Annotated in this window: 14 protein-coding genes; 11 read left to right on the top strand and 3 right to left on the bottom strand. The window is 63.1% G+C overall.

Annotated features, from left to right (window positions below):
• Positions 1 to 32 precede the first annotated feature (32 nt).
• On the top strand, positions 33 to 1,289 hold the full coding sequence (gene rho / locus ASD76_RS13570) for a transcription termination factor Rho (protein ID WP_055923922.1): 1,257 nt from the start codon (positions 33 to 35) through the stop codon (positions 1,287 to 1,289).
• Positions 1,290 to 1,301: 12 nt separating this feature from the next.
• On the opposite strand, the gene ASD76_RS13565 is transcribed toward rho, so the two are convergent.
• Positions 1,302 to 1,895, bottom strand: a complete 594-nt coding sequence (locus ASD76_RS13565) for a hypothetical protein (RefSeq protein ID WP_156457723.1) — start codon at positions 1,893 to 1,895, stop codon at positions 1,302 to 1,304.
• A gap of 21 nt (positions 1,896 to 1,916) precedes the next feature.
• On the bottom strand, positions 1,917 to 2,615 hold the full coding sequence (locus ASD76_RS13560) for a dienelactone hydrolase family protein (protein WP_055923916.1): 699 nt from the start codon (positions 2,613 to 2,615) through the stop codon (positions 1,917 to 1,919).
• Positions 2,616 to 2,716: 101 nt separating this feature from the next.
• On the opposite strand from ASD76_RS13560, the gene ASD76_RS13555 reads away from it, so the two are divergent.
• The 9 genes from ASD76_RS13555 to ASD76_RS13515 all read left to right on the top strand — a co-directional run bounded on the left by ASD76_RS13555 (position 2,717) and on the right by ASD76_RS13515 (position 12,957).
• Positions 2,717 to 2,983 carry a DUF6489 family protein gene (locus ASD76_RS13555; protein ID WP_055923913.1) on the top strand — a complete coding sequence of 89 codons (267 nt, stop codon included), beginning with the start codon at positions 2,717 to 2,719 and terminating at the stop codon, positions 2,981 to 2,983.
• 11 nt (positions 2,984 to 2,994) lie between these two features.
• Positions 2,995 to 4,269, top strand: a complete 1,275-nt coding sequence (gene mnmE, locus ASD76_RS13550) for a tRNA uridine-5-carboxymethylaminomethyl(34) synthesis GTPase MnmE (RefSeq protein ID WP_055923910.1) — start codon at positions 2,995 to 2,997, stop codon at positions 4,267 to 4,269.
• A 68-nt stretch (positions 4,270 to 4,337) separates the two neighbouring features.
• Complete coding sequence (mnmG, locus tag ASD76_RS13545) at positions 4,338 to 6,194, top strand: tRNA uridine-5-carboxymethylaminomethyl(34) synthesis enzyme MnmG (protein WP_055923907.1); 1,857 nt, start codon at positions 4,338 to 4,340, stop codon at positions 6,192 to 6,194.
• Positions 6,191 to 6,817, top strand: coding sequence for a 16S rRNA (guanine(527)-N(7))-methyltransferase RsmG (gene rsmG / locus ASD76_RS13540; protein ID WP_055923904.1), 627 nt, complete (start codon positions 6,191 to 6,193; stop codon positions 6,815 to 6,817). Before mnmG ends, rsmG begins: the two co-directional genes overlap by 4 nt.
• Positions 6,814 to 7,590, top strand: a complete 777-nt coding sequence (locus ASD76_RS13535; protein WP_055923901.1) for a ParA family protein — start codon at positions 6,814 to 6,816, stop codon at positions 7,588 to 7,590. The genes rsmG and ASD76_RS13535 overlap by 4 nt, the downstream gene beginning before the upstream one ends.
• Positions 7,587 to 8,543 carry a ParB/RepB/Spo0J family partition protein gene (locus tag ASD76_RS13530; protein WP_055923898.1) on the top strand — a complete coding sequence of 319 codons (957 nt, stop codon included), beginning with the start codon at positions 7,587 to 7,589 and terminating at the stop codon, positions 8,541 to 8,543. The genes ASD76_RS13535 and ASD76_RS13530 overlap by 4 nt, the downstream gene beginning before the upstream one ends.
• A gap of 173 nt (positions 8,544 to 8,716) precedes the next feature.
• Positions 8,717 to 9,217, top strand: coding sequence for a DUF4402 domain-containing protein (locus ASD76_RS13525; RefSeq protein ID WP_055923895.1), 501 nt, complete (start codon positions 8,717 to 8,719; stop codon positions 9,215 to 9,217).
• Positions 9,218 to 9,388: 171 nt separating this feature from the next.
• Complete coding sequence (locus ASD76_RS13520) at positions 9,389 to 10,222, top strand: hypothetical protein (protein WP_055923891.1); 834 nt, start codon at positions 9,389 to 9,391, stop codon at positions 10,220 to 10,222.
• Positions 10,223 to 10,254: 32 nt separating this feature from the next.
• A complete protein-coding gene (locus ASD76_RS13515; protein WP_055923888.1) occupies positions 10,255 to 12,957 on the top strand; it encodes a collagen binding domain-containing protein in 2,703 nt (900 codons plus the stop codon).
• 4 nt (positions 12,958 to 12,961) lie between these two features.
• Here ASD76_RS13515 and ASD76_RS13510 read toward each other — a convergent pair whose 3' ends face one another.
• The gene (locus ASD76_RS13510; protein WP_055923885.1) at positions 12,962 to 13,444 is read right to left on the bottom strand and encodes a GAF domain-containing protein; all 483 of its coding nucleotides are present in this window, start codon (positions 13,442 to 13,444) and stop codon (positions 12,962 to 12,964) included.
• Between the two features lie 65 nt (positions 13,445 to 13,509).
• On the opposite strand from ASD76_RS13510, the gene ASD76_RS13505 reads away from it, so the two are divergent.
• The gene (locus ASD76_RS13505) at positions 13,510 to 14,976 is read left to right on the top strand and encodes a PQQ-dependent sugar dehydrogenase (protein WP_055923883.1); all 1,467 of its coding nucleotides are present in this window, start codon (positions 13,510 to 13,512) and stop codon (positions 14,974 to 14,976) included.
• The last annotated feature ends 3 nt before the right edge of the window (positions 14,977 to 14,979 follow it).

Below are 14,979 nucleotides of genomic sequence, written 5' to 3'. Positions count from 1 at the left end.
GCCGGCTCCCATCTGAATACTGGAATACCATCATGCATCTGAAAGAACTTAAGAAAAGGGCGCCGGCCGAATTGGTCGAAATGGCCGAAGAACTCGGCGTCGAAGGCGCCTCTACCATGCGCCGGCAGGACCTCATGTTCGGCATCCTCAAGGAAGTGGCCGAAGACGGCGAGGAAATCGTCGGTCAGGGCACGATCGAGGTGCTGCAGGACGGCTTCGGCTTCCTCCGCAGCCCCGAAGCGAACTACCTCGCCGGCCCAGACGATATCTACGTTTCGCCGAACCAGGTCCGCAAATGGGGCCTGCGCACTGGTGATACCGTCGAAGGTGAGATCCGCGCCCCCAAGGATGGGGAGCGCTATTTTGCCCTCACGACGCTCAAGAGCGTCAATTACGATGATCCCGATGCCGTGCGTCACCGGACCAACTTCGACAACCTGACGCCGCTCTATCCGGACGAGCGCCTCAACCTCGACACCACCGATCCGACGGTCAAGGACAAGTCGGCCCGAGTGATCGATCTCATCAGTCCGCAGGGCAAGGGCCAGCGCGCCCTGATCGTGGCGCCGCCGCGTACCGGTAAGACGGTGCTGCTCCAGAACATCGCCAAGGCAATCACCGACAACCACCCGGAAGTGTTCCTGATCGTCCTCCTGGTCGACGAACGTCCGGAAGAAGTCACCGACATGCAGCGTTCGGTGAAAGGCGAGGTCATTTCCTCGACTTTCGACGAACCTGCCACGCGCCACGTGCAAGTCGCTGAAATGGTGATCGAAAAGGCCAAGCGCCTGGTCGAACACAAGAAGGACGTGGTGATCCTGCTCGACTCGATCACTCGCCTTGGCCGCGCCTACAACACCGTGGTGCCGAGCTCGGGCAAGGTCCTCACCGGCGGTGTCGACGCCAACGCCCTGCAGCGCCCGAAGCGCTTCTTCGGCGCGGCGCGCAACATCGAAGAGGGCGGCTCGCTCTCGATCATCGCCACCGCGCTGATCGATACCGGGAGCCGCATGGACGAGGTCATCTTCGAAGAGTTCAAGGGCACCGGTAACTCGGAAATCGTCCTCGATCGCAAGGTCTCCGACAAGCGCATCTTCCCCTCGCTCGATGTCGGCAAGTCCGGCACCCGCAAGGAAGAGCTGCTGGTAGGCAAGGACCAGCTCAGCAAGATGTGGGTCCTGCGCCGCATCCTGATGCAGATGGGCACGGTCGACGCGATGGAATTCCTTCTCGACAAGATGAAGGACTCCAAGTCCAACGAGGACTTCTTCGCAACGATGAACCAGTAAGCGGGCGGGGTCTCAGACCCCGCTTAGCTCACTTATCAGTGCTTCCGGATCGGGTGACTGTGCCAGCCACACCGGTCCGGAGCGCTTTTTGCGTTTGGTCTCGATGATCGGATCGTAGGCCGCATCGCCGCCGCCTTTGTTGAGTTGCAGCTTGCGGGTGATGAGGTCGCCGTTGAGCAGGTTCCAGCTCAGCTCAAACCCATCGTGTGCGTAAGTGCGGCTGTAGAGGGTGGCGTCGAGGCCGATCAGGCGCATGCGCAAACTCTTGTCGTCGAAGCGGTAGCGATAGGTCGATCCAACGGCGGTCGTGCCGCCGGTCAGGTCCTCGAACAGCAGTACGCCGCGTTTGATCGAAAGTTCGCCGGAGCCGAGCGGAATGGTGTCGAGTTCGAGGGATTCACTGCCGCCGTTGGTCAGATTGACGATCAGTTCGCGCTTTTCCTCGGTGCGGGCGAGATAGGCGATGTCGGCGTTACCGTCGCCGTCGAGGTCGCCGTCAATCCGTGCTTCGAGTTCCTCGCCCTGGCCAAGTACCGGCTCGAGCGCGAGGCAAGGTTGTGCCGCGATATCGGCCAGGAGCGCGGCCGCTAATCCCCATCGACGCATGTGGCCCCCCATGGCCTCGAGCTAACCTAGATGATCGGCAAAGAACGCCGCGGTTCGGCTGTCCGCCAGTTCGGCGCCCCGGTCGTCGCGCCGCTTGCCCATTTCGGTAGCGAAGCCGTGGTCGAGGCCGGGATAGTCATGCAGCGTGACTTTCGGATGATCGTCGAGCCCCTCGTGCATCGCTTGCTGTACCGGAGGTGGGACGAAGCCATCGTTACCCGCGATGTGCAGCATCAGCGGCCTGGCGATCGCGTGCTTCTCTCGCAGCAGACCATCCACGCCGACCGCGTAGTACCCGACCGTGGCGTCGGCATCGGTGCGGGCCGCGACCATGAAGGCAAGTCGCCCGCCGAGGCAGTAGCCGACGGCGCCGACCTTGGACACGCCGAGAGCCTCGCGCGCATGGCGGATGGTCGCCTCGATATCCGCGACGCCCTGGTCCTGGTCGAACTGTCCCATAAGCTCGATCGCGCGCTTGAATTCTGCCTCAACGTCGGGATCCAGTTCGACCCCCGGCTCGATCCGCCAGAACAAGTCCGGTGCCAGCGCAAGGTAGCCGGCTTCGGCCAGGCGGTCGCATTTGCGGCGGATTCCGGGGTTCACCCCGAATATCTCCTGGATAACCACGATCGCGCCACGCGGCGTGCCTGAGGGCTGGGCGCAATAGGCGGAGAAGCTTCCGTCATGCTGCAGGGTGGAAATGCTGACTGTCTTGCTCATATAAGATACCTCCCCGCGTGCGCCGGCCATTATGCCGACGATACGCCGCTCACCCAAGCGCGTTCCGCCAGACGGCGCGCTGCGACGAAAGGCCATCTCCGGTGAAGGTTCATGTCGAGATCGATTGCACGCCCGAGGAAGCCCGCCGTTTCATGGGTTTGCCCGACGTGGAGAAGGCCAATGCCGTCTACGTCGACGCTTTCGCCAAGGCGATGCAGGGCGCAGCCAACACCGACCAGTTGCGCGATTACGCCAAGCAGCTCGCGCCGATGGGGCAGATGGGATTGAAAATGTTCGAGAACTTCGTCGAAAATGCACGCAAGGCCAGCGAACGGCCGGTGGTCGATCCCGATAAGCCGGACGCCTGATCGGCCGCTCCATGGAAACCATCTTCGCCCTTTCCAGCGGCTCCCCGCCTGCAGGGATCGCGGTCGTCCGCGTAAGTGGGGCGAATGCAGCGCTGGCGCTGGAAAAACTGGCGGGGCGCCTGCCGCCACCGCGGCGAGCAAGCCGCGCGACCTTGCGCGGGGCAGCGGGGGAGTTGCTCGACGACGGACTTGTGCTGTGGTTCCCCGGTCCGAACACCGCGACCGGAGAGGACCTGGGCGAGTTCCACTTGCACGGTGGACGGGCCGTGGTTGCTGCCATCGAGGAAGCTCTCTCGGGCTTGCCGGGGTTGCGCCGGGCCGAACCCGGCGAATTCACGCGCCGGGCCTTTGCCAATGGCCGGATCGACCTCGCGGAAGCGGAAGGGCTCGCCGATTTGCTGTCGGCGGAAACTGAACTGCAACGTCGGGCCGCCATTGGCATGGCCGGTGGCGCGCTATCGCGTCGAGTTGAGGAATGGCGCGTTCTCGTCCTGGGACTGTCGGCGCAGTTAGAGGCGGTTCTGGACTTCGAGGACGAGGGCGATGTCGGCCTGCTTCCCGCGACCTTCGGCAACGCGATCAAGGCATTGGCTGATGAGATCGGAGAGGCCTTGTCCGCTCCTTCTGCCGAGACTTTGCGCGAAGGCTTTCGAGTTGCTCTCGCTGGCCCACCGAACGCAGGAAAATCTACTCTTTTCAATGCATTGAGTGAGAGCGAAGCAGCCATCACCACGCCGATCGCGGGGACCACGCGTGATGTGCTCGTGCGTCCAGTGGCGCTTGGTGGGATTCCTTTCAGCTTCGTCGATATGGCGGGGTTGCGGGACGAGAGTCTTGATCCGGTGGAGGCCATCGGTATCGAGCGCGCTCAACTCGAGATCGAGCGAGCCGATCTGGTCCTCTGGCTTGGTCCCGAGGGTGAGGGGCCTGTGGGTTCCTGGGAAATCGAGGCTCAGTGTGATCGCCACGGGCACGCAGCCAAGGCTAAGCCGCGCCATCGTGTTTCAGCCGTAACGGGTGAGAACATCGGTCCGCTCAAGAAGGGCTTGATCGACCAGGCCTACTTGGCAATGCCGAAGCCCGGTGAAACGGCCCTCAACCGCCGGCAACGCTTGCTTCTTGAGGAGGCGGCTGATTCGCTCGGATTAGCATCGGTCGAGACCGACCCCTTGCTTCGGGCTGAAGCGCTGCGCCAGTGTCGCTTGGCCTTCGACCGGCTGGTCGGCCGAAGTTCGACCGAGGACGTGCTCGATGCGCTGTTCGGGCGGTTTTGCATCGGAAAGTAGTTCAGTGTTTCACGTGAAACACTTTTCCGCTTTTGACCCGAGACCCATCGCGGATTAGGGCCGCAAGCATGAGTGCGTTCGATGTCCTGGTGATTGGCGGCGGCCATGCGGGCTGCGAGGCGGCGGCGGTCGCCGCGCGCATGGGTGCGCGCACGGGTCTCGTCTCGTTCGACCTCGATGCCGTCGGTGCCATGAGTTGCAATCCCGCGATCGGGGGGCTGGGCAAAGGCCATCTCGTGCGCGAGGTCGATGCCTTGGATGGACTGATTGGCCGTGCAGCCGACGCCGCGGCGATCCACTACCGGATGCTCAACCGCTCCAAGGGCAGTGCCGTATGGGGTCCTCGGGTTCAGGCCGACCGGCGGTTGTTCAAGGCAGCGGTCCAACAGATGATCGCTCGACAGCCCAATCTGGAAACGATCTCGGGCGAGGCCGCGGGATTGATCGTCGAGGGTGGTCGCGCGCGTGGCATTGAACTGGCCGACGGTCAGCGGATCGAGGCGGCGGCGGTCGTTCTGTGCACCGGTACTTTTCTTGGCGGTACCTTGTTCCGTGGCGAGGAACGGATGACCGGTGGGCGTATCGGTGAGGCTTCAGCTCAGCGGCTGGCGGCCCAGCTGCGTGATGCCGAACTCCCGATGGCCCGGCTCAAGACCGGTACGCCCCCGCGATTGGATGGCCGCACGATCGATTGGGGCCGGCTTGAAGAGCAGGCCTCAGACGCCGATCCCTGGACCATGTCTCCGCTGACCGTCGCGCGCAGCAATCCTCAAGTGTTCTGCGCGATCACCCGGACCAATGCGCGCAGCCACGAGATCATTCGGGAAAATCTTCACCGCTCTCCGCTGTTTACGGGGGCGATAGAAGCGGCCGGGCCCCGTTATTGTCCGTCGATCGAAGACAAGATCCATCGCTTTGGCGACCGCGACGGGCATCAGGTCTTTCTCGAGCCCGAAGGTCTATGCACGCACCTGGTCTATCCTAACGGTGTCAGCACATCGCTGCCGGCGGATGTGCAATTAGGTATGTTGCGAACGATGGAGGGCCTTGAGTGCGTCGAGGTTGTGGTTCCTGGCTATGCCGTCGAATACGACCATATCGATCCGCGGGCACTTGGACAGGACTTGCAGCTTCATGCCATTCCCGGTCTCTATTGCGCCGGCCAGATCAACGGCACTACCGGTTATGAAGAGGCTGCGGCACAAGGGCTTTTCGCCGGTATGCGGGCTGCTGCGTCAGTACTGGGTCGTGAGCCCGTCGCGCTTGATCGCGGCAACAGTTACATGGCCGTGATGATCGATGACCTTACATTGCATGGCGTGAGCGAACCTTATCGCATGCTCACTGCTCGGGCTGAGTATCGCCTGCGGCTCAGGGCGAACAATGCCACTACGCGCTTAACCCCACTGGCCGTGGCGGCAGGGTGCGTGGGTGAGGAAAGACATGAGTGGTTCGTTGAGCGGGAGGCAATTCGGTCTCGTTGGTCAGGTGCGCTTGAGATCGAGGTGAGTTCTTCGGAACTCGCGACCGCTGGCGTTCCTGTTCGGAGGGACGCGGGCCGCAAGAGCCTGGCCGATTGGCTGCGATTTCCCGACGTCCACCTGTCGGGTCTCCGGCCTTGGATCGATGCTGCTCTTGATGCAGGTTCCGAGATCGCGGGCGAGATCGCGGAGGATGCTGCCTACGCGCCCTACCTGGAGCGGCAGGACAGCGAGCTCCGCGAACTTCGGGCAAGCGAGGCTGTATCGCTAGCACCGGACTTTCCTTTCGCTCTGGTCCCAGGGTTATCCAACGAGATGGTTGAACGACTTACGTCGGCGCGGCCCGCTAACTTGGCAGCGGCCGGGAGAGTTCGCGGGATCACGCCAGCGGCACTTGCTGCAGTGCTGGTCTTCGCTCGGCGACAATCATCGGTGGCTGCATGATCCAGGGGGAGGGGGCCGCCCAAGCGTTTTGCGCAGAGCGCACCGACGCGGCAGGCATGGAGCGCTTGCACGCTTTTGCGCGTCTGTTGGCGGAAGAGAATGCGGTGCAGAATCTCGTCTCGACGGCCAGCCTTGATGCGATTTGGCAGCGGCACTTTGCCGATAGCTTGCAGCTCATCGACTATGTTCCACGTGAAACAGGCGCCTGGTTGGACATGGGTAGTGGGGCTGGGTTCCCGGGTCTCGTCCTGGCCGCCACTCGCCCGGACTTGGAGTTGGTTCTAGTCGAATCGCGAAAGCGTAGGTCCGAGTGGCTTAGTCGTGCCTCGGAGGCGTTGGGTCTCCGAAACTGTCGCGTTCTGGGATCCCGTCTCGAAAATGTGGAAACCTTTGAGGCGGGCGTCATTACGGCTCGGGCGTTCGCTCCGCTCGCAAAACTCCTCCAGTTGTCAGCCCGGTTTTCCACACGCAACACAGTGTGGCTGTTGCCGAAGGGGCGTTCGGCGGCGCAAGAACTGGAGACACAGCCGCTTCCAGTGCGAGACATGTTCCACGTGGAACAATCGCAAACCGATGAGGGAGGGGGCATCCTAGTGGGACAAGGGACACCGAAAGTCCGATGATCCGGATCGCGATAGCTAACCAGAAGGGCGGGGTAGGTAAGACCACCACCGCCATCAACATTGCCACGGCAATGGCGGCGGCGGGATGGAAGACCCTCTTGGTCGACCTCGATCCCCAGGGGAACGCGTCCACGGGGCTCGGAATCGAAGGCGCGCGCCGCGAGCTTTCGACCTACGACCTCCTCGTGGATCAGGCGAACGTCGAGGATTGCACGGTTCCGACCAGTATTCCGGGCCTCGATGTCGTCCCTGCGACGGTTGACCTGAGTGGGGCGGAGATCGAGCTGGTCACTGTTGAGAACCGCACCGGACGTCTCGGTGCCGCACTCGCTGGCCATACGCAGCACGACGTTTGTTTCATCGATTGCCCTCCGTCACTCGGGCTGCTGACCCTGAATGCACTGACCGCTGCAGATACCCTGATGGTCCCGCTGCAGTGCGAGTTCTTCGCGCTCGAGGGCTTGAGTCAGCTTTTGACGACGGTCGAGCAGGTCCAGCAGCGATTCAATCCCAACCTCGGGATCATCGGCATCGTGCTGACTATGTTCGACCGGCGGAATCGCTTGACTGACCAGGTCGCGGACGACGTTCGCGAATGCCTGGGCAAGCTGGTGTTCGAAGCCGTCATTCCGCGCAACGTTCGCTTGTCCGAGGCCCCGAGCCACGGCCTTCCGGCCTTGATCTACGACCAGTCCTGCGCGGGCAGCGTCGCCTACATGGCGCTCGCTCGCGAACTTATCGGACGACTGCCTAAAGAGAGGGTTGCCGCATGAGCGCCGAAGAACGCACCGATTCGCGGGCCGTACCCAAGCGCGGCCTCGGCAAAGGGTTGAGCGCCCTGATGGGCGAGATGCGCCGCGAAGAGCCACTCGTGGCTCCGGGGCGTGGCGTGCCAGAAGGTTCGGAAACCTCCGCACCCCTGGAACTGGGCTCTTCCGGGCTCGCGAGCCTTCCAGTTGCTGCCATTGAACCCCATCCGGAACAGCCGCGGCGCCACTTTGATGAGGCGGCACTCGAAGAACTCTCGATCTCGATAGCCAAGCGCGGCGTGATTCAGCCGGTCATTGTGCGACCGCTCGCTGGCGGGCGTTATCAGCTTGTGGCGGGCGAACGCCGTTGGCGGGCAGCGCAGAAGGCGCAACTCCATGAAATTCCAGCCTTAGTTCGCGATCTCGAAGAGCGCGATGTGATGGCGTTGGCGCTGATTGAGAACATTCAGCGCGAAGACCTCAATCCGGTCGAGGAAGCTCGGGGCTATCAACGTCTCGGGGAACGCGACGATCTGCCGCAGTCCGAAATCGCGCGCCTTGTCGGCAAGTCACGCAGTCACGTGGCCAATCTTCAGCGCCTGCTCTCACTGCCGCAGCCTGTGCTCGAGCACCTAGAGACAGGCCGGCTCGATATGGGCCACGCGCGGGCTCTCGTCGGGCGCGAGGACGCCGAGGCCTTGGCGCAGCGCGCGGTCGACCAGAAGCTCTCCGTCCGCGAAGTCGAGAAACTCGCCCGCCGGGGTGACACGCGCGTAAGGCGCCAGGCCAGGGATTCTCGCGATCCGGCAGGGGATGCCGATATCGTGGCGGTGCAGAACCAACTCGAGGAGTTTCTCGGCCTTCCAGTGAGGATTGCCGCCGACACGGACCCCCGTTCCGGCGCCGTTACAATCCGTTATCGCACGCTCGATCAGCTCGACCTGATCTGCCAGCGCCTCACCGGCGGCGGGATCTAGTGCTGATTCCTTAAGTAAAACCCCGTAGTCATTAACCACCTTTGAAGACCAAGCCTGAATAGCCTGGGCCTTAATGCGCCCGATGACGGGGGGACTTTCCCGTTCGAGTGACCGGCGCGCCTGGGGAATCGTTTCGAGGAAACGCCGTTCACGCTTGGAAGGGGTTAACACACATGAACTCGACTCTGCGTAACGCTGCTGTGGGCATGGCGCTCGCCGCTCTCGGCTTCTCGACTTCCGCTTCGGCCGCCACTGCGACCGCGACTGCTCAGGCGAATATCCTGACTTCGCTCTCGGTGACCGCTACCGACGCCCTGCTCGACTTCGGCACCGTCGCTAACAGCGGCGTGGGTGGCAACGTAACCGTAAACGCGGCCACTGGTGCGCGCACCTGCACTCCGGGCCTGGTCTGCACCGCCGGTTCGCCGGGCGTTGCTACGTTCCACGTCACGGGCGAAAACGGCCTTCCGGTCGGCATCTCGTTCACCAACCAGACGATCCAGCTGCAGAGCGGCGCCAATGTCCTGCCGCTGACGCTTGCCAGCCAGTATGCGACGCTCGCTCTTGGACCGAGCGGTGGCGACTTCAACGTGGGCGGCACTCTGACGCTCGCCACGAACCAGGCCGCCGGCGTCTACAGCGGCCAGTTCGAAGTCGTTGTTCTTTATAACTAATCAAACCTGAGCACACCGGCAGCATTGCCGGTTCGCACACACCTACAGGCCGTTCCGCCCCGCGCGGGACGGCCTTTGTGTTTGCGGATAGGCGTTAGGGTTTACGCCGAATTAACCCTGCCAGACTTAGGAAACGGACGACTACGCAAAACCCCTTAGGGGAAGGGACTTATGCCAATCGTTCGTCTGCCGCGCTTTGGCGCCGTTCTTCTCGCTACCATCGGCCTTGGCCTTGCACTGCCCGCCCCGCTCGCGGCGCAGGGCGACCTGCTAATCGCTCCGACGCGCCTGGTCCTCGACGGTCGACGCGGCGGTGAAGTCATTCTGTCAAACGTCGGCAGCGAGGAGGCGACCTATCGCGTTTCGCTCGAGCTGCGGCGAATGACGCCTGATGGCGGCCTGGAGCCGGTCGACACTACCGAGGCCAATGTAACCGAGACCGCGGCGCTGGAAATGATCCGCTACGCCCCGCGCCGCGTCGTCCTACCACCGGGCGAGCCGCAGGCCATCCGCATCAGCGCCCGGCCCGGCGCCGAACTGCCCGATGGGGAATACCGGGTGCACATGTCGTTCGCGGCTATCCCCAAGGTCCAGCCCATTGCGCCTAGCGACACGACCCCGGCCGATGGCTTCGTCGTCAAGATCACACCGATCTACGGCATCACCATGCCGATCATTATTCGCAAAGGGCAACTCGAAGTCGTCGCGGGCCTGGCAAATCCCAGGATCGAGCAAACCGAGGGACGCTTCGCTTTCGCCGTCGACATCTCCAGGTCCGGGGCGGCTTCGGTCTACGGAGACCTCCTGGTCTACGGCGCGGGAAGCGAACCGGTGTTCGTCGCGCGCGGTCTTGGCGTTTATCCGGAGATCGGCAGCCGCCACACCACGCTTCCGATTTCTCCCGATCAGGCCGCAGCGATGCGAGGCCCCGTACGGGTGGAACTTCGCCAGCCGCTTGCCGACGGTGGCGACCTCATCGCTTCGCTCGACGCCGTTCTGCGCTGAGCCGGTCGCACTCAATCGGCGCCTGATCACTCATGTCTGCGTTCCGTCCTCTGCGGCTCCGGGCCGTCGCGAAGTTCGCGGCGGCCTGTCTGCTGTTTTCGAGCGGCGCTGCGCAGGCGCAGGCGAGCGATTACGCGCCGAACGAGGAAGACGCCGTCCTCTTCCAACTGCAGGTCAAACAATATCGCCTGATGAATGAAGTGCGAGGTTATCAGACGTCAGATGGCGTTTGCGTCGATCTCGCCGATGTAATCCAGTCGCTCAATATTCCAGTGCGCCTCGACAAGAAGTCGCGCCGCGCAACTGGCTGGATCTTTACCGAAGACCAAACCTTCATTCTCGACCGCGATTCAAGCACAGTACAAACCATGAACATCAAGCGCGGCCTGCAGCCGGGCGAGATTCACGACACACCTGAAGGTTGGTGCGTCGACACCCGCTCATTGGGCGGATGGCTCGGAATCACGCTCACGCCCAACCTGCGCAATTCCTCGCTCTCTATCGAGAGCGACAAGCGCCTGCCGTTTGTCGAAGCGATCGAGCGCCAAAGTCGCGCCGCGCGACTCCATCCCGAACGTGAGCGGCCTGACCTCAGCGCCTATCCGCAGGCTCAGCAGCCTTACGCCATGTGGCGCATGCCCTCTGTCGATGTGGTGGCGCAGGCCAACTACAGCAACGGAGGAAGCCGTTCCCAACTCAACACCAGGTACGAGATCTTCGCCAGCGGCGAAGTCGCTCGTGCCAGCTTCGATATGCGGTTGGCCTCGGACTCCGATGGCGTACCCGACAGCCTGCGGTTGCGCGCCTATCGCATGGATCCCGACGGGGGCATGCTCGGCCCGCTCAAGGCAACGCAGGCCGTGGCGGGCGACGTCGACATGATCTCGGGCAACCTTGCCGGAACGAGCGGGGCGGGCCGAGGCGCGTTCATCAGCAACCGGGGGTTGGACCAATCCGATCGGTTCGGCACGACCATCCTGCGCGGCACACTGCCGCTCGGATGGGATGCCGAGCTCTACCGCAACGGCCAGCTGCTGGCTTTCCAGAACAATATGCCCGACGGCCGCTACGAGTTCGAAGTGAACCTGCTGTTCGGCAACAACGATCTCGATGTGGTCCTTTACGGGCCCCAGGGGCAGATCCGGCGCGAAAGCAAGGCCATCCAGGTCGGCTATGACTCGCTGCCAACCGGCACGCTCGAGTACTGGGCGGGGTTCATCCAGCGCAATCATGACCTTATCTCCTTCGGCCGTCCGCCACCGGGCAGTCGGCTCGACGAGGGATGGCAATACGCTGCCGGGGCGCAATTTGGCCTCGATCGCCGCACGGTGGTCGGGGCGAACGCGCATTCGCTCTACTACAGATTGCGGCGGCGCGATTACGTTGAACTCAATCTCCAGCGGGCGCTCGGACCCTTGCTGTTCAATCTGAGCGGCGCCCAGGAACTCGGCCGAGGGCGCGCGTATAAGATTGATATGATTGGCAAAATAGGCGCCATCAACATTCAGGGGCAAAGTCTGCTCGTGGACGGCAGTTTCACGAGCGGCTTAGTCGATCCGAGGGACAAGAGTTCGCACAGCCTGAACTTCGACACGTTCCTCCCTTCAGAGCGAATGCCGATATCCCTCTCGGGCGGCATAAAACGGACCGACAGGCGCGACCGCAGCGAGGTCAACGAGGCCGCGGTCCGCGCTTCGCTGCTGATGCCCCGAGTGTCGCTGACGGGCTACGTTGCCTATCGCGACACCGTCGGCAACTCCGATTGGGATGACGGCACCCGCATCGGTTTGCTTGCCAACACGCGTTTCCTCGGCCTTACCGCGCGCGGTGAGGCCTCATACAAGGTGAGCGGCGAGCAGACTGGCTTCGACAAAGCCACCCTGACGATCGAAAAGAACCTCGGCGGTCTTTCCGAACTGCGCTTCGATATCGAACACACTCGGCGCACCGGCATCACCGAGTTCGATTTCGGCCTCGTTCGTCATTTCCGCAAAGTGGCTGTCATGGCGAGCGGGACTGTCGATACTCGGGGAAGCGTGGGCGCCAATCTCGCGCTCAATTTCAGCCTGGGCCACGATCCCCTCACGGGAAGATGGCGGATGTCGAGCGAGAAGCTGGCGCAGCGGGGCCAGGCCGCGATCTCGGTCTTTCTAGACGAGAACGGAGACGGCCTGCGTTCGGCCGACGAAGAACCGCTTACGGGTGTGGGGGTGAACGCCGGCGCGGTCGGGTCCAGCGATCCGACAGACGAGCTCGGCCACACCATCGTCGAAGGACTGCAGCCCTATCAGAAAGTGCTGATCGGGATCGATGAATCGACCTTGCCGGATCCTTTCCTCCTGCCACAGGGCAAAGGCATCGTGGTGACCCCGCGACCGGGGGTTTCCTCGATGATCGAAATCGCGGTCAGTCCGACCGGCGAAGTTGAGGGGACGCTCAACGGGCCCGAGAATGTCCCGCTCGCTGGCGCCAAACTCGACCTGATCGACCGCAACGGCACTGTCGTGGCGAGCACGGTCAGCGAATACGATGGGTTCTTCCTGTTCGACCGGGTGGTCTACGGCAAATACCGGTTACGGCTGGCCCCGGACAGCCAGGTAGTCCTGGGTGTCGAGGCGAACCTGGCTGATGGGATCGAAGTGAGCCCTCAACAGACGATCGACCGCCTCGGGACCGTTCGACTCCGCTTGGCCTCTCAAATCGCTCAAGGTTCGGCCGGCCGCGCTCTGCCGTGATCCGTTAGATCCGGTCGGCGATCAGCGCTGCAAGCGCCTCGAAAGCGGTTTGGTCCTCCGCATCGAAGCGCGCCGGCAGAGGGCTGTCCAAGTCGATCACCGAAATCACTTCGCCAGCGCGAATGACCGGAACGACGAGTTCGGAACGGCTCGCGGCATCGCAGGCAATGTGGCCTGGGAAGGCGTGGACATCCGGCACGCGCTGAGTTTGCCCAGAGGCCGCCGCCGTTCCACAAACGCCCTGGCCGAGAGGGATGCGGATGCAGGCGGGCTTGCCGCAGAACGGCCCCAAGACCAGTTCTCCTCCGACCATTCGGTAAAATCCGGCCCAATTGAGGTCCGGAACGAGTTGCCAGATGAGCGCTGCGAGATTCGCCATATTGGCCACGCCGTCCGGCTCGCCCGACGTCAGAGCGTCGGCTGCGGAAAGCACGTCACGGTAGAGTTCTGGCTTCGGAAGATCGCGGTCGGGGGCAAAGTCGTACATGGCTCGACATACTTAGGCGCAGATAGCGTTGCCGGAAAGGCGCGCTTGGCTTATTTCGGCCCACCATGAGGATCCTGAAAAAGCTCGCTATCGGCCTTTTGGTCTTGATCGTTCTCCTGGCAATCGCCGGCTGGTGGGTGACGCGCGGCGTCCCGGCCACGCTTACGCTCGACCAGGTCACCGGCACTGATCCCAAGTTGGCCGAGCCCGATCCACAGTTGATCCCGACGGTCGGAGTAGCCACGCCGATCGGCTGGCCGGACGGCGCCGCGCCTGAGGCTGCGGAAGGCCTCAAGGTCAATCGCTTCGCCGAAGGGCTGAACCATCCACGCGTGATCTATACCATGCCCAACGGCGATGTGATCGTCGCCCAATCGAACGCGCCCGAGCGTGTGGTGGCGGGCGGCAACCCGATCACCAATGCGATTGCGGGCTTCCTTTTCCGTAAGGCGGGCGCTGCGGTTCCTTCGCCGAACAACCTGATCCTGCTGCGCGACGCCGACGGCGACGGCGTGGCAGAAGTGAAGCGCGAAATCCGCAGCGGCCTCTCTTCACCCTCGGGCATCGCCTGGCACGACGGCAAGCTCTACGTCGCCAACCACGATGCCCTGCTGCGGTTCGACTATGCCGAAGGCGCCGATGCGGTCACGGGACAGCCGGTCAAGCTGATGGATCTGCCTCCCGCGGGTAACCACTGGATGCGAAACGTCATCATCAACGATGAAGGCACCAAGCTCTACGTCGCGGTCGGGTCGGCCTCCAATATCGGCGAAGGCGGAATGGAGATCGAGGAGGGCCGTGCGGCGATTCACGAACTCGACCTGGTGACCGGGAAGACGCGTATCTTCGCCACCGGGCTGCGCAACCCGAACGGCTTGGCCTGGAACCCATGGAGCGGCGAACTGTGGGTCACGGTCAACGAACGCGACCAGCTGGGATCGGACCTCGTGCCCGATTACCTCACCAACGTGCCGGTCGGTGCCACCTATGGCTGGCCGTGGCTTTACTGGGGCGAGAACGTCGACGACCGAGTTGACGCGCCGATGCCGAATTTTCTCATCGAGTACAGCCGCACGCCCGAGTTTGCCCTCGGACCGCACGTCGCAGCGCTTGGGCTGACCTTCACCCGAGAGGGCGCGAGGATGGGCGATGCTTTCAACCAGGGCGCTTTCATCGCTCGTCACGGCTCATGGAACCGCAAGCCGCCCGCGGGCTACGACGTGGTGTTCGTGCGCTTTGACGAACGCGGCAACCCGGTTGGCAAGCCCGTCACGGTGCTCAAGAGTTTCCTCGCCGGACAAGGCGAGACCCACGGTCGCCCGACCTGGGTGGCGTGGGACAAGACGGGTGGCCTGCTTGTCAGCGACGACACCGGCAACATCATCTGGCGGGTGATTTCACCCGCCGCAGCGCCGGCAGCCGCCCCCAAGCGGCTCGAAGTGCCGCACATGCCGCCACAACGCGAGTTGATCGGCGATCCCTCGCGCGCGTTCCAGCAGCCGCCGCCCGATATCGTTCCGGGCGGTAACTGAGCT

It is taken from the genome of Altererythrobacter sp. Root672, assembly GCF_001427865.1.
In the GTDB taxonomy this organism is placed as follows: domain Bacteria; phylum Pseudomonadota; class Alphaproteobacteria; order Sphingomonadales; family Sphingomonadaceae; genus Croceibacterium_A.
This window is presented reverse-complemented; position numbering and strand designations above follow the sequence as displayed.

Excerpts from the sequence above, each read along its gene's own strand:
- rho (WP_055923922.1), top strand. The coding sequence starts at position 33 with ATGCATCTGAAAGAACTTAAGAAAAGGGCGCCGGCCGAATTGGTCGAA.
- ASD76_RS13565 (WP_156457723.1), bottom strand. The coding sequence starts at position 1,895 with ATGCGTCGATGGGGATTAGCGGCCGCGCTCCTGGCCGATATCGCGGCA.
- ASD76_RS13560 (WP_055923916.1), bottom strand. The coding sequence starts at position 2,615 with ATGAGCAAGACAGTCAGCATTTCCACCCTGCAGCATGACGGAAGCTTC.
- mnmE (WP_055923910.1), top strand. The coding sequence starts at position 2,995 with ATGGAAACCATCTTCGCCCTTTCCAGCGGCTCCCCGCCTGCAGGGATC.
- mnmG (WP_055923907.1), top strand. The coding sequence starts at position 4,338 with ATGAGTGCGTTCGATGTCCTGGTGATTGGCGGCGGCCATGCGGGCTGC.
- rsmG (WP_055923904.1), top strand. The coding sequence starts at position 6,191 with ATGATCCAGGGGGAGGGGGCCGCCCAAGCGTTTTGCGCAGAGCGCACC.
- ASD76_RS13535 (WP_055923901.1), top strand. The coding sequence starts at position 6,814 with ATGATCCGGATCGCGATAGCTAACCAGAAGGGCGGGGTAGGTAAGACC.
- ASD76_RS13530 (WP_055923898.1), top strand. The coding sequence starts at position 7,587 with ATGAGCGCCGAAGAACGCACCGATTCGCGGGCCGTACCCAAGCGCGGC.
- ASD76_RS13525 (WP_055923895.1), top strand. The coding sequence starts at position 8,717 with ATGAACTCGACTCTGCGTAACGCTGCTGTGGGCATGGCGCTCGCCGCT.
- ASD76_RS13520 (WP_055923891.1), top strand. The coding sequence starts at position 9,389 with ATGCCAATCGTTCGTCTGCCGCGCTTTGGCGCCGTTCTTCTCGCTACC.
- ASD76_RS13515 (WP_055923888.1), top strand. The coding sequence starts at position 10,255 with ATGTCTGCGTTCCGTCCTCTGCGGCTCCGGGCCGTCGCGAAGTTCGCG.
- ASD76_RS13510 (WP_055923885.1), bottom strand. The coding sequence starts at position 13,444 with ATGTACGACTTTGCCCCCGACCGCGATCTTCCGAAGCCAGAACTCTAC.
- ASD76_RS13505 (WP_055923883.1), top strand. The coding sequence starts at position 13,510 with ATGAGGATCCTGAAAAAGCTCGCTATCGGCCTTTTGGTCTTGATCGTT.